Source organism: Ottowia sp. (genome assembly GCF_035444425.1).
Taxonomy (GTDB): Bacteria; Pseudomonadota; Gammaproteobacteria; order Burkholderiales; family Burkholderiaceae_C; genus Ottowia.
On sequence record NZ_DAOMOQ010000030.1, the window covers coordinates 23,059 to 35,678 of the forward strand.

The 12,620-nt window shown below is 70.6% G+C and carries 12 protein-coding genes; 10 read left to right on the forward strand and 2 right to left on the reverse strand.

Translation table 11 applies throughout. The annotated features are described in order from the left end of the window. Nucleotides 1-176 precede the first annotated feature (176 nt). The gene (locus tag PK606_RS11900) at nt 177-1,388 is read left to right on the forward strand and encodes an RtcB family protein (RefSeq protein WP_324564210.1); all 1,212 of its coding nucleotides are present in this window, start codon (nt 177-179) and stop codon (nt 1,386-1,388) included. Between the two features lie 160 nt (nt 1,389-1,548). After that, nucleotides 1,549-2,697, forward strand: a complete 1,149-nt coding sequence (locus PK606_RS11905; protein WP_324564212.1) for a baeRF3 domain-containing protein — start codon at nt 1,549-1,551, stop codon at nt 2,695-2,697. Between the two features lie 37 nt (nt 2,698-2,734). Here the strand turns inward: PK606_RS11905 and hemH are convergent, their stop codons facing one another. Further along, the gene (hemH, locus tag PK606_RS11910; RefSeq protein ID WP_324564215.1) at nt 2,735-3,829 is read right to left on the reverse strand and encodes a ferrochelatase; all 1,095 of its coding nucleotides are present in this window, start codon (nt 3,827-3,829) and stop codon (nt 2,735-2,737) included. A gap of 122 nt (nt 3,830-3,951) precedes the next feature. Here hemH and PK606_RS11915 point away from each other — a divergent pair, with 122 nt between their 5' ends. The 8 genes from PK606_RS11915 (at nt 3,952) to PK606_RS11950 (ending at nt 12,281) form a co-directional block, all read left to right on the forward strand. Then, nucleotides 3,952-4,680, forward strand: coding sequence for an HAD family hydrolase (locus PK606_RS11915; RefSeq protein WP_324564218.1), 729 nt, complete (start codon nt 3,952-3,954; stop codon nt 4,678-4,680). Between the two features lie 88 nt (nt 4,681-4,768). After that, the gene (locus PK606_RS11920) at nt 4,769-5,254 is read left to right on the forward strand and encodes a nucleoside deaminase (RefSeq protein ID WP_324564220.1); all 486 of its coding nucleotides are present in this window, start codon (nt 4,769-4,771) and stop codon (nt 5,252-5,254) included. Between the two features lie 137 nt (nt 5,255-5,391). Then, nucleotides 5,392-6,936: an ABC transporter ATP-binding protein gene (locus PK606_RS11925; protein ID WP_324564222.1), complete on the forward strand. Its 1,545-nt coding sequence runs from the start codon at nt 5,392-5,394 to the stop codon at nt 6,934-6,936. Beyond that, nucleotides 6,923-7,984, forward strand: a complete 1,062-nt coding sequence (locus PK606_RS11930) for an ABC transporter permease (RefSeq protein WP_324564224.1) — start codon at nt 6,923-6,925, stop codon at nt 7,982-7,984. The genes PK606_RS11925 and PK606_RS11930 overlap by 14 nt, the downstream gene beginning before the upstream one ends. Further along, nucleotides 7,984-8,904 (forward strand): ABC transporter permease, encoded by a 921-nt coding sequence (locus PK606_RS11935; protein WP_324564226.1) that lies wholly within the window; start codon nt 7,984-7,986, stop codon nt 8,902-8,904. The genes PK606_RS11930 and PK606_RS11935 overlap by 1 nt, the downstream gene beginning before the upstream one ends. 87 nt (nt 8,905-8,991) lie before the next feature. Then, nucleotides 8,992-10,152 carry a BMP family ABC transporter substrate-binding protein gene (locus PK606_RS11940; protein WP_324564228.1) on the forward strand — a complete coding sequence of 387 codons (1,161 nt, stop codon included), beginning with the start codon at nt 8,992-8,994 and terminating at the stop codon, nt 10,150-10,152. A gap of 87 nt (nt 10,153-10,239) precedes the next feature. Next, nucleotides 10,240-11,238: an aromatic ring-hydroxylating dioxygenase subunit alpha gene (locus PK606_RS11945; protein ID WP_324564230.1), complete on the forward strand. Its 999-nt coding sequence runs from the start codon at nt 10,240-10,242 to the stop codon at nt 11,236-11,238. After that, complete coding sequence (locus PK606_RS11950; RefSeq protein WP_324564232.1) at nt 11,235-12,281, forward strand: adenosine deaminase; 1,047 nt, start codon at nt 11,235-11,237, stop codon at nt 12,279-12,281. Before PK606_RS11945 ends, PK606_RS11950 begins: the two co-directional genes overlap by 4 nt. A 175-nt stretch (nt 12,282-12,456) precedes the next feature. On the opposite strand, the gene PK606_RS11955 is transcribed toward PK606_RS11950, so the two are convergent. After that, nucleotides 12,457-12,620, reverse strand: a 164-nt coding sequence (locus PK606_RS11955) for an HIT family protein (RefSeq protein ID WP_324564235.1), incomplete at its 5' end; no start/stop codon positions are given.

The following is a 12,620-nucleotide window of genomic DNA, read 5'->3' on the forward strand; positions in this document are numbered from 1 at the left end:
AGCGCGCCGCGCCATCCGGGCCTGTCGGCGCATGGCGCTCGGTTAGACTGGTTCGCACACGCGCCGACTGGCCGGCCGTGCATCGTTGCCGCCCACGAGCCGGCAGCGCAGGCCGCCGCCGACCGGCGGCACCCCGGCGGCAACCGCCGCGAGCATCGACGTCGACAGGAGGCCGCGTGCTCATCTTTGGTACCCACGACGAACAGACCCTGGCCCAGCTTCGGGACGTGGCGACGCGCGCCGAGCGCGTGGCGCTGATGGCCGACGGCCATGTCGGCTTCGTGATGCCGATCGGCGGCGTCGCCGCCTACCGCGACCAGGTCTCGGTGGTCGGCGTCGGCTTCGACATCGCCTGCGGCAACTGCGCCATCCGCACCGACCTGAAGGCGGCCGACTTCACGCAGCGGCAGCTGCTCGATGCCGCCAACGAGATCACCGAGACCATCAGCTTCGGCCTCGGCCGTACCAACAAGGAGGCCGACGCCCCCGTCGACCACCCGCTGTTCGATGGGCCGGCCTGGGAGGCGCTGCCCGATCACGCGCGCGAGGAACTGCGCGACGTTGCGCGCGCCCAACTGGGCACGGTGGGCAGCGGCAACCATTACGTCGACGTCTTCGCCGACACCGCGGACGATCATATCTGGGTCGGCGTGCACTTCGGCAGCCGCCAGCTCGGTCACGCCATCGCCTCGGGCTTCATGGCGCTGGGCCAGGGCGCGCCCTGGGGCCAGCGCGTGCCCGAGAAGGAAGTGCTGCTCGCGCTCGATTCGGCGCTCGGCCAGCGCTACTGGAGCGCGATGGAGCTGGCCGGCCGCTACGCCTACGCCGGGCGCGAATACGTGGCGCGCAAGGTGACGGCAATCCTCGGCGGGCGCGAGCTCGACCTGGTGCACAACCACCACAACTACGCTTGGAAGGAGCAGCACTTCGGCCAGCAGCTGGTGGTGGTGCGCAAGGGCGCGACGCCGGCCTTCCCCGGCCAGCGCGGCTTCATCGGCGGCTCGATGGGCGACGACGCCGTGATCGTGGCCGGCTACGACGGCGTTCTGGACGATCAGGCGGCCACGATCCGCGAACTGCAGCAGCAGGCGCTGTTCAGCACCGTGCACGGCGCCGGACGCGTGATGAGCCGCACCGCGGCGCGGGGCGCGCGGCGCGGCCGGCGCGCGCACGGGCGCGGCGCCATCACGCGCAAGATGATGGACGATTGGATCCGCGCGCGCGGCGTCATCGTGCGCGGCGGCGACGTCGACGAGAGCCCGCACGTGTACCGGCGCCTGCACGAGGTGCTGCAGGACCAGCGCGGCACCATCGTGGTGCAGCACACGCTGCGGCCGCTGATCGTGGTCATGGCGGGTCCGGACGTGGTCGATCCGTTCAAGGATTGAGAACGGCGCAAGCGGCCCGAGCTAAGTGGCTTCAGCGCGCGATCCGCGCACATCGTTTCGGGTGGCATGTCATCGCGCAGCCGCCTTGCCAGGCCGCCGGCCCCACGGCTTCGACCAAGCTCCCAGGGCCGGCTCGTATTCACTGTTCAACAAGGAGTTCATGATGGACCGGCTGTTGCAAGACTTCAGCGCCGAGCTGCAGGCCCACCAGGGTGCCCCCTGCCTGTCGCTCTACCAACCCACCCACCGCGCCATGGCGGGGCGCCAGCAGGATGCGCTGCGCTTTCGCAACCTGGTGGACGAACTGGAGGCTTCGCTGCAGCGCGATTACGCCAAGCGCGACGTCGGCCCCCTGATCAAGCCCTTCCGCGCCCTAGCCGACGACGCCGGCTTCTGGCGCGGGACCATGCGCGACGGCCTGGCGGTGCTGGGCTCGGCCGAGCTGTTCCGCGTCTACCACCTGCAGCGGCCGGTGCCCGAGCTGGCGGTGGCGGCCGGCAGCTTCCACGTCAAGCCGCTGATCCGCATCCTTCAGTCGGCCGACCGCTACCACGTGCTGGGCGTCGACCGCGAGCGCATCCGCCTGTTCGAGGGCAACCGCGACCAGCTCGACGAGCTTGAGCTGCCGGCGGGCTTTCCGCGCACCAGCCAGGACGTGCTGGGCGAGCGGGAGAACCAGCGCTACGTCGGCGCCTGGGCCGCACGCGCCGGCCAGGCCGGCGTGCTGCATGGCGCGGGTTCGGACAGCGACATCGTCGACACCGCCATGGAGCGCTTCTTCCGCGCCGTCGACCAGGCGGTGCTGGAGCAGTATTCGCGCCCTTCCGGGCGCCCGCTGCTGCTGGCCGGCCTGCCGGAAAACCTGGGCCGCTTTCGCGCCTTCAGTCGCAACCCCTTCGTGCTCGAGGCCTCGATCGGGGTCCATCCCGACACGCTGGCGCCCGAGGCGCTGCGCGAGCAGGCCTGGCGCGCCATCGAGCCGACCTACCTGGCGCGCCTGCAGGGCCTGGTGGAAAGCTACCAGGCCGGCTACGCGCACGAGCTGGGCGACAGCGACGTCGCCAAGGTGGCGCGCAGCGCGGTGGCCGGGCGCGTGGCCACCCTGCTGGTCGATGCCGAGCGCCGCGTGCCCGGCCGGCTCGACCTGGCCAGCGGCGCCATCGAGCCCGACGCCCTGCGCCGCCCGGACGTGGACGACCTGCTGGACGACATCGCGCAGCAGGTGCTGGCCGGCGGCGGCCAGGTGGTGATGGTGCCGTCGGCGCGCATGCCGACCGACACCGGGCTGGCCGCGATCTACCGCTACTGAGTCCGGCCTGCCATCCGGCGGCCGGAGGCCCGGTTCGTCACTGGGTGGCACCGCGCGCCAGCGCCAGTTCGCGCGTGCGTGCCAGGTCGGCATCGCTGCTGGCCCGGCGCTGGGTCGGCCAGCCCTGCAGGTGCTCCTGCACCAGCTCGGCCAGCGCCACCATCCAGACCGGGTTGTCGTTCAGGCACGGGATGTAGTGGAACTCCTGTCCGCCGGCTGACTGGAACAGGTGCTTGCCCTCGATGGCGATCTCCTCCAGCGTCTCCAGGCAGTCGGCGACGAAGCCTGGGCAGATCACGTCAACCCGCGGCGTGCCGGCGCGGCCCAGCCGCTCCAGCACCGCCTGCGTCGACGGCTCCAGCCACTTGGCGCGGCCGAAGCGCGACTGGAAGCTGAGCGTCCACTCGCCGTCCTTCAGCGCCAGCCGCTCGGCCAGCAGGCGCGCGGTCTTCAGGCATTCGCAGTGGTAGGGGTCGCCCAGCGTGCGCGTGCGCTCGGGCACGCCGTGAAAGCTGATCACCAGCTGGCCGCCGCGGCCATGGCGCTGCCAGTGCTGGTTGACGCTGCGCGCCAGCGCGCGGATGTAGCCGGGGTCGTCGTGGAAGCGGTTGATGAAGCGCAGCTCGGGCACATGGCGCGCGCGGCGCGCCCAGGCGCCGACGGCGTCGACGACGCTGGCGGTGGTGGTGCCCGAGTACTGCGGGTACAGCGGCACCACCAGCACACGCGTGCAGCCGTCGCCTTTCAGCGCATCGAGCTGCGCAGCGATCGACGGCTGGCCGTAGCGCATTGCCAGGCGCACGCTGATGTCGTGGCCGCGCTCGCCCAGGTAGCCGCGCAGCAGCTGCGCCTGCCTCTGGCTCCACACCAGCAGCGGCGAGCCCTCGGGCATCCAGATGGCCTGATACTTCGCGGCCGACTGCGCCGGCCGCGTGCGCAGGATGACGCCGTGCAGGATCGGCTTCCAGGCCGCGCGCGGAATTTCCACCACGCGCGGGTCGCTCAGGAACTCGGCGAGGTAGCGGCGCGTGGCGGCCGCCGTCGGCGCGTCGGGGGTGCCCAGGTTGCACAGCAGCACGCCGGTGCGCGCAGGCTGGCCATGCTGGTGGGCGGGTTCGGATCTGAAACGCATGCGCTATTCTCGAACATGCCGTGCCGCGCACCGCCGGCCCGGCAGGCAAACCCGGCGCCGGCGCCTGGCGCGCTGCCAGCCCGATGCGACAACGGCAGCGCCCTGCCCGCTCGATCCTGCCCATGACCCAAGCCCGTCTCGACCCCAGCCGTATCCGCGCCATCACGCTCGACCTCGACGACACCCTGTGGCCGGTATGGCCGACCATCGAGGGCGCCGAGGCCGCCCTGCGTGCCTGGCTGGACGCGCACGCACCGCGCACCGGGGCGCTGGCCCGCGACGCGCAGACGGCCAGGTCGGCGCGCCAGGCTGCACTGGCAGCCCGGCCCGCCATCGCGCACGACCTGGGCGCCCAGCGGCGCGAAGCGATCCGCGAGCTGCTGCGCCTGGCCGGCGACGACACGGCACTGGCCGAGCCGGCCTTCGAGGTGTTCTACGCCGAGCGCCAGCGCGTCGTGCTGTACGACGACGCGCTGCCGGCGCTGGCCTGGCTCAGCGCGCGCTTTCCGGTGGTAGCGCTGACCAACGGCAACGCCGACGTTCACCAGGTCGGCATCGGCCGCTTCTTCCACGACGCCATCAATCCGGTGCGCGCCGGCGTTGGCAAGCCGCACGCACGCATGTTCGAGGCCGGCGCCGAGGCGGCCGGCGTGCCGGCCCACCAGGTGCTGCACATCGGTGACGACGCGCAGCTCGACGGCGCCGGCGCGCTGGCGGTCGGCATGCAGATGGCCTGGGTCAACCGCGCCGAAGCGCCCTGGCCCGATCACATCGACGAGCGGCCGCAACTCACCGTGAGCAGCCTCGACGTGTTGTGCCAGCACCTGGACGCCGACACGCACCAGCCCTGAAGCACCAGGCTCCATGCCGACATCCGGCGCAGTCGCCCAGGTGACACCAGGGTGGGTTAGGCTCGGCCGTGACAACAAGGGGCCCATCATGAACACACAAGAATCCGATCTGCACCCGATGCAGCTGGCCATCGAGGCCTCGCGCGAAGCCGCCGCCGCCGGCGACATGCCCTATGGCGCCACCCTGGTGTCGCCGGCTGGCGAGGTGCTGCTGACTGAGCGCAACCGCGAGTGCAGCAGCGGCGACGTCAGCGCGCACGCCGAGGTGGTGTTGGTGCGCCGCGCCCGCGAGCAGCTTGGCGCGGACGCCGTCAAGGGCGCCACCGTGTACGCCAGCGGCGAGCCCTGCGCCATGTGCGCCGGCGCCATGTTCTGGGCCGGCGTCGGACGGGTGGTCTACGCCGCCTCGCAGCCCGAGATGGCTGCGCTGTCGGAGGGCGGCGCGCAGCTGCCGGCGCGCTGCGCCGACCTGCTGGGTGCGGCCCAGCCGCCGGTGGCCGTGACCGGCGGCGTGCTGGCCGAGTCCGCCATGGCGGTGCTGCGCGAGGTGGCTGCTGCTGGCAAACCCGGATAACCCGGGCGGGGTCGCTGGTGCTACATTGGCCGGCGTTGTTTCGCCAGCCGCCCCGATGATTCCGACAACCTTGCCCGGGCGCCCTGAGCAGACCCTATCCGCGGCGAGCAGGCCAGGATGACCCAATAACAAGAGCCATGTCCGCCCGATTGCAGCTTTCCGGCATCACCAAGCGCTACCCCGGCGTGGTCGCCAATGACGGCGTATCGCTCACGGTACAGCCGGGCGAGATCCACGCCGTGCTCGGCGAGAACGGCGCCGGCAAGAGCACCTTGATGAAGATCATCTACGGCGCCGTCAAGCCCGACGCCGGCGAGGTGCACTTCGACGGCCGGCCGGTCCTCATCCGCAGCCCGCAGGAGGCACGCGCGCTGGGCATCGCCATGGTGTTCCAGCACTTCAGCCTGTTCGAGACGCTCTCGGTGGCCGAGAACGTGTGGCTGGGCCTGGACAAGTCAATCGGCCTGCCCGAGGTCACGCGGCGCATCGAGCAGACCGCCGCCGCCTACGGCCTCGACATCGACCCGGCGCGGCCGGTGCACTCGCTCAGCGTGGGCGAGATGCAGCGCGTCGAGATCATCCGCGCGCTGCTGGCCGATCCGAAGCTGCTGATCCTGGACGAGCCGACCTCGGTGCTGACGCCGCAGGCAGTCGACAAGCTGTTCGTCACGCTGCGCCAGCTGGCGGCCGAGGGCTGCTCGATCCTCTACATCAGCCACAAGCTGCACGAGATCCGCGCGCTGTGCAGTGCCTGCACGGTGATGCGCGGCGGGCGCGTGACCGGCGTCTGCGACCCGCGCCAGGAAAGCAATGCAAGCTTGAGCCGCCTGATGATCGGCGCCGAGCCGCCGGCGCTGCAGTACCACGAGCGCACGCCGGGCGCGGTGGTGCTGGCGGTGCAGCAGCTCGATCTGGTGCGCGATTCGCCCTTCGGCGTCGACCTCATCGACGTGTCGCTGCAGGTGCGCGCCGGCGAGGTGGTGGGCATTGCCGGCGTGTCGGGCAACGGCCAGCGCGAATTGCTGCTGGCGCTGTCGGGCGAGGACCGGCGCGCGCCAGCGGCGGCGATCGTGATTGCCGAGCAGCCCGCCGGCCGGCGCTCGCCCGCCCGGCGGCGCGCACTGGGCTTGCACTTCGTGCCTGAGGAGCGCCTGGGCCGCGGCGCCGTGCCCGAGATGAGCCTGGCGCACAACCTGCTGCTGACGCGCCGCGAGGCCGTCGGCACGCTGGGCTGGCTGAGGATGGCGCGGCTGCGCGCCCAGGCCATCGACATCATCGAGCGCTTTCGCGTCAAGGCCAACGGGACGGGCGCGCCGGCACGCTCGCTGTCGGGCGGCAACCTGCAGAAGTTCATCATGGGGCGCGAGATCGATGCCCGGCCGAAGCTGCTGATCGTCTCGCAGCCGACCTGGGGCGTCGACGTCGGTGCGGCGGCACAGATCCGCGCCGAGATCCTGGCGCTGCGCGACGCCGGCTGCGCGGTGCTGGTGGTGAGCGAGGAGCTGGACGAGCTGTTCGAGATCTGCGACCGCCTGCACGTGATCGCCAAGGGCCAGCTCTCGCCCTCGGTGGCGCGCCGCGACGCCAGCGTGGAGCAGATCGGCGAATGGATGAGCGGGCTGTGGCACGAAGGCGTGCAGCAGCACCTGCAGCAGATGGATGCCGCGCATGCTGCGGCTTGAATCGCGCCCCGCGCCCTCGCGCGCCTGGACCTGGGGCTCGCCGCTGCTGGCGCTGCTAATCACGGTGGTGATCGGCGTCATCATGTTCGCGGTGCTGGGCAAGGATCCGGTGCGCGGGCTGCAGGTGTTCTTCTGGGAGCCGATCAAGTCCGCCTACGCGCTGGGCGAGCTGGGCGTCAAGGCGACCCCACTGCTGCTGATCGCGCTCGGGCTGGCGGTGTGCTTTCGCTCCAACATCTGGAACATCGGTGCCGAGGGCCAGTTCGTCATCGGCGCCATTGCCGCCGGCGGCGTGGCGCTGCTGGCCGACAAGGACACCGGCCGCTGGATCATGGTCGCGGTGCTGCTGGCCGGCACGCTGGGCGGCATGCTGTGGGCCGCCATCGTGGCGCTGCTGCGCGACCGGTTCAACGCCGGCGAGATCCTGGTCAGCCTGATGCTGGTGTACGTGGCGATCCAGCTGCTGGGCTACCTGGTCTACGGCCCCTGGAAGGACCCGGCCGGCTACAACTTCCCGCAGACGCGCAACTTCGACGCCGTGACCCTGGTGCCGAAGCTGATGGCCGGCTCGCGCGTCAACCTGGGCACACTGCTGGCGCTGGCCAGCGCCGCGCTGCTGTGGGTCTACCTGTTCCGCACCAAGGGCGGCTTCGCCCAGCAGGTCGGCGGCCTGGCGCCGGCGGCGGCACGCTACGCCGGCTTCTCGTCGCGCTCGGCGCTGTGGATCGCGCTGCTGGTCTCGGGCGGCAGCGCCGGCCTGGCCGGTGCGCTGGAAGTCGCCGGGCCGATCGGTCAGCTCACGCCCTACATCCCGGCCGGCTACGGCTTCGCCGCCATCATCGTCGCCTTCGTCGGCCGGCTGCACCCGTTCGGCATGGTGCTGGCGGCGATCCTGCTGTCCATGTTCTACATCGGCGGCGAGCTGGCGCAGTCGCGCCTGGGCCTGCCGAAGTCGCTCTCGGGCGTGTTCCAGGGCCTGCTGCTGTTCGCGCTGCTGGCCTGCGACACGCTGGTCAACTACCGGCTGCGCTTCGGGAGGTCGCGCTGATGGAGCAGTACGCGCTGCTGCTGGCTTCGACGCTGAACGCCGGCACCGTGCTGGCGCTGGCGGCGCTGGGCCTCTTGATCAACGAGAAGGCCGGCATCGTCAACCTGGGCGCCGAAGGCATCATGCTGTGCGCCGCCATCGCCGGCTTCGCCACCGTGGTGCACACCGGCAACGACTGGGCCGGCTTTGCCGCCGGCATGGCGGCCGGGGCGCTGATGGCGGCCAGCTTCGGCTGGCTGGTGATCTGGCTCAACACCAACCAGTACGCCACCGGCCTGGCGCTGTCCATCTTCGGCGTCGGCTTCTCGGCCTTCGTCGGCATCGGCTACGTGCAGTCCAAGCTGCCCGAGCGGCCGCAGTTCTCCTGGTTCGGCCTCGGCGACATCCCGCTCGTCGGGCCGGCGCTGCTGCAGCACCATCCGCTGGTGTACGGCGCCATGCTGATCGCCGCCGGCCTGGTCTGGTTCCTGTTCCGCACGCGCGCCGGGCTGGTGCTGCGCTCGGTCGGCGAGTCGCCGGAGTCGGCGCACGCACTCGGCTACCCGGTGCGGCGCATCCGCCTGCTGGCGGTCGCCGTCGGCGGCGCGCTGTGCGGCCTGGCGGGCGCCTACATCTCGGTCATCTACACGCCGCTGTGGGTCGAGGGCATGGTGGCCGGCAAGGGCTGGATCGCGCTGGCCCTGACCACGTTCGCCACCTGGCGGCCGATGCGCATCCTGCTGGGCGCCTACCTGTTCGGCGGCGTGACCATGCTGCAGTTCCACCTGCAGGGCCAGGGCATGCAGATCCCGAGCCAGTTCCTGACCATGCTGCCCTACCTGGCCACGGTGGTGGTGCTGGCGCTGATCTCGCGCAACCCGACCTGGATCCGCGTCAACATGCCGGCTTCGCTGGGCAAGCCGTTCCATCCTGGCAGCTGACCAGTCAACACCCGCCGACCGCGCCGAAATGGACCGCCCTCTAGAATGCCCTTTTTCAAGAACCACGACCACGATAGGAAGGCTCCCATGACCGATCTGAACAAACGCTCCCTGCTGCGCCTGACGGCCATGGCCGCCGCCGCCATCACCCTGGTCGCCTGCGGCAAGAAGGAAGAACCCGCGCCGGCTCCCGCACCCGCGGCGCCCGAGCCCGCCGCGGCGGCGCCGGCACCCAAGGCCGAGCCGCTGAAGATTGCGTTTGCCTACGTCGGCCCGGTCGGCGACGGCGGCTGGACCTTCGCACACGACAACGCGCGCAAGGCGGTCGAGAAGGAGTTCGGCGACCGCGTGCAGACCAGCTTCGTCGAGAGCGTGCCCGAGTCGGCCGACGCCGAGCGCGTCATCCGCGACATGGCGACGCAGGGCAACAAGCTGATCTTCGGCACCACCTTCGGCTACATGGAGCCGATGCTGAAAGTGGCGGCCGACCACAAGGACGTGAAGTTCGAGCACGCCACCGGCTACAAGACGGCCGAGAACATGCGCACCTACGACAGCCGCACCTACGAGGGCGCCTACCTGGCCGGCATCGTGGCCGGCACCATGACCAAGAGCAACACCCTGGGCGTGGTGGCCTCGATTCCGATTCCCGAGGTGGTGCGGAACATCAACAGCTTCACGCTCGGCGCGCTCAGCACCAACCCGAAGATCACCACCAAGGTGGTGTGGGTGAACGAGTGGTTCAACCCGCCCAAGGAAACCGAGGCCGCCACCGCGCTGATCAACGGCGGCGCCGACATCCTGTTCCAGAACACCGACTCCTCGGCCGTGCTGCAGACCGCCGAGAAGATGGGCAAGCGCGGCTTCGGCTGGGATTCCGACATGACCGCCTACGGCCCCAAGGCGCACCTGGGCTCGGCCATCATCAACTGGGCGCCCTACTACATCAAGGCCGTCGGCGAGGCGCTGGACGGCAAATGGGCCACCGGCCAGACCTGGTGGGGCGTGAAGGAAGGCGCGATCGACTTGGTGTCGCTGGCCGACGACGTGCCGGAGGAAGCGAAGAAGCGCCTGGACGAGGTGCGCTCGGGCCTGAAGGCCGGCAGCTACCACATCTGGAAAGGGCCGATCAGCGACAACACCGGCAAGGAAGTGCTGGCCGCCGACGCGGTGGCCGACGACAAGTTCCTTGGCGGCATCGACTTCTTCGTCAAGGGTGTCGAAGGCAAGGTGCCGGGCAAGAGCTGAACACCGCCGACCCGAACGCATAGCGGCCCGCGCCCACATGGATCAGGGGACGCCCGCGGGCGTCCCCTTTCGTTTGTGTGACACGAGATGCTCGAGAAATCCCTTTGGCACCCGGTGGCCCTCGGCCATGAAGTCGGCGCGCAGCCGCACGCCGCCGAACTGTTGGGCGAGGCCCTGGTGCTGTGGCGCGACGAGGGCGGTCAGGCACGGGCCTGGCGCGACCAGTGCCCGCACCGTGGCGCGCGCCTGTCGCTCGGTCGCGTGACGGACGGCGAGCTGGAATGCCCCTACCACGGCTGGCGCTTCGAGGGTGGCGGCCAGTGCACCCGCATCCCGGCGGTGCCGGAGTTCACGCCCGGTCCGCGCCACCACGCCCATGCGTTCGAGGTTCGCGAGGCCTACGGCATGCTGTGGGTGCGGCTGGCGCCGCCCACTGGCGCGGCACAACCAATCCACGACCTGCCGCGCTTCGCCGCCGAGGACGATGCCCAGTTGCGCAAGACCACCAGCGGCCCCTACCGGGTCGCCGCCAGCGCGCCGCGCATCATCGAGAACTTCCTCGACATGGCGCATTTCGGCTACGTGCACGAAGGCTTGCTCGGCAGCCGCGAGCGGCCCGAGATCCCGCCCTACGAGGTCGAGCCGACGCCCTGGGGCGTGCGGGCCACCGGCTGCCGTGCATGGCAGCCGCGCTCGTCGATCCATGCCACCGGCGAGGCCCAGGTCGAGTACGGCTACGAAGTCACCGCGCCCTACACGGCGGTGCTGACCAAGCAGCCCGAGGCCGGCCTCAGCGCGGTCGACGGCCACCGCGAAGCCATCGCCATGTTCATCTGCCCGGTTGGCGAGGAGAGCAGCGTGGTCTGGACGCGCATGGCGCTAAACGACTTCACCTCGCCCGACGCGCACCTGATCGAGTTCCAGGACACCATCTTCGGCCAGGACCAGCCGATCCTGGAATCGCAGCGCCCGAAGCGCCTGCCGCTGATGCCCACGGCCGAGCTGCACTGCGCCGCCGACCGCCTGTCGGCCGCCTACCGCCGCTACCTGAAGCAAAGCGGCATTACCTACGGAGTCATCGCATGAGTCCCGCCATCCCGCCGATCGCGCCCGAGCGCCTGCCCGAGCTGCTGGCCGCCATGCCGAAGGCCGAGCTGCACATGCACATCGAGGGCTCGCTGGAGCCCGAGATGATCTTCGCGCTGGCGGCGCGCAACGGTGTCGCCCTGCCCTACGCCAGCGTCGACGAACTGCGCCGCGCCTACGACTTCACCGACCTGCAGAGCTTTCTCGACCTCTACTACCAGGGTGCCGGGGTGCTACTGCACGAGCAGGACTTCCACGACATGGCGACGGCCTATCTTGACCGTGCCGCCTTGGACAACGTGGTGCGCGCGGAAATCTTCTTCGATCCGCAGACACACAGCGCGCGCGGCGTGGCGGTCGAGACGGTGATCCACGGCCTGTCGCGCGCCTGCGCCGACGCGCAGACCCGGCACGGCCTGAGCGCCGCGCTGATCCTGTGCTTCCTGCGCCACCTGAGCGAGCAGGACGCGTTCGAGACGCTGGAAGCGGCGCTGCCGCTGCGCGAGCACTTCATCGGCATCGGCCTCGACTCGAGCGAGCTCGGCCACCCGCCGGAGAAGTTCGCCCGCGTGTTCGCGCGCTGCCGCGAGCTGGGCTTTCGCATCGTCGCGCATGCCGGCGAGGAAGGGCCACCGGACTACATCCGGCAGGCGGTCGACGTGCTGAAGGTCGAGCGCGTCGACCACGGCGTGCAGGCGATACACGACCCGGCGCTGATGCAGCGGCTGGCGCGCGAACGCGTGCCGCTCACCGTGTGTCCGCTATCGAACCAGAAGCTGCAGGTGTTCCCCGATCTGAAGGATCACAAGCTCAAGGCCCTGCTCGATGCCGGCCTGTGCGCCACCGTCAACTCCGATGACCCGGCCTACTTCGGCGGCTACGTGAACGACAACTTCCGCACCGTGTTCGCCGCCACCGGCATGCATGCCGAACACGCCTGGCAGCTGGCAGCCAACAGCTTCGAAGCCAGCTTTGCCGACACGGCCGTGAAACAGCGCTGGCAGCAGCAACTCGCGGAGTGCTTCGAGCGCTTCCGCAGCTAGTACGCCGCCCCGGAGATTTCGGAACAAGGTGAAAGTGATGGATTCGAGCCGAGGGCAAGGCGCCAAGCGCAGCGATACCGGGCGATATCGCGAGCATTGGCAACGCCGCCATCGGGTCGAAGGCGCGCTTTCACGTTTCGAAATCTCCGGGACGACGTACTAGAGCCAGCCCGCGCTACAGCGCCGCGCGCAGCCGCTGGGCGTAGTCCTCCAGCAGCGCCGGCCCCGGCTCCTTGCGCGGCCAGCTGAACTCGATGCCGTCGCCCGCGTGGCGTGGCACCACATGCATGTGGGCATGGCCGACGGTCTGCCCGGCCACCGCGCCGTTGGCCTGCAGCA

Excerpts from the sequence above, each read along its gene's own strand:
- PK606_RS11905 (WP_324564212.1), top strand. The coding sequence starts at position 1,549 with ATGATGGACCGGCTGTTGCAAGACTTCAGCGCCGAGCTGCAGGCCCAC.
- hemH (WP_324564215.1), bottom strand. The coding sequence starts at position 3,829 with ATGCGTTTCAGATCCGAACCCGCCCACCAGCATGGCCAGCCTGCGCGC.
- PK606_RS11915 (WP_324564218.1), top strand. The coding sequence starts at position 3,952 with ATGACCCAAGCCCGTCTCGACCCCAGCCGTATCCGCGCCATCACGCTC.
- PK606_RS11920 (WP_324564220.1), top strand. The coding sequence starts at position 4,769 with ATGAACACACAAGAATCCGATCTGCACCCGATGCAGCTGGCCATCGAG.
- PK606_RS11925 (WP_324564222.1), top strand. The coding sequence starts at position 5,392 with ATGTCCGCCCGATTGCAGCTTTCCGGCATCACCAAGCGCTACCCCGGC.
- PK606_RS11930 (WP_324564224.1), top strand. The coding sequence starts at position 6,923 with ATGCTGCGGCTTGAATCGCGCCCCGCGCCCTCGCGCGCCTGGACCTGG.
- PK606_RS11935 (WP_324564226.1), top strand. The coding sequence starts at position 7,984 with ATGGAGCAGTACGCGCTGCTGCTGGCTTCGACGCTGAACGCCGGCACC.
- PK606_RS11940 (WP_324564228.1), top strand. The coding sequence starts at position 8,992 with ATGACCGATCTGAACAAACGCTCCCTGCTGCGCCTGACGGCCATGGCC.
- PK606_RS11945 (WP_324564230.1), top strand. The coding sequence starts at position 10,240 with ATGCTCGAGAAATCCCTTTGGCACCCGGTGGCCCTCGGCCATGAAGTC.
- PK606_RS11950 (WP_324564232.1), top strand. The coding sequence starts at position 11,235 with ATGAGTCCCGCCATCCCGCCGATCGCGCCCGAGCGCCTGCCCGAGCTG.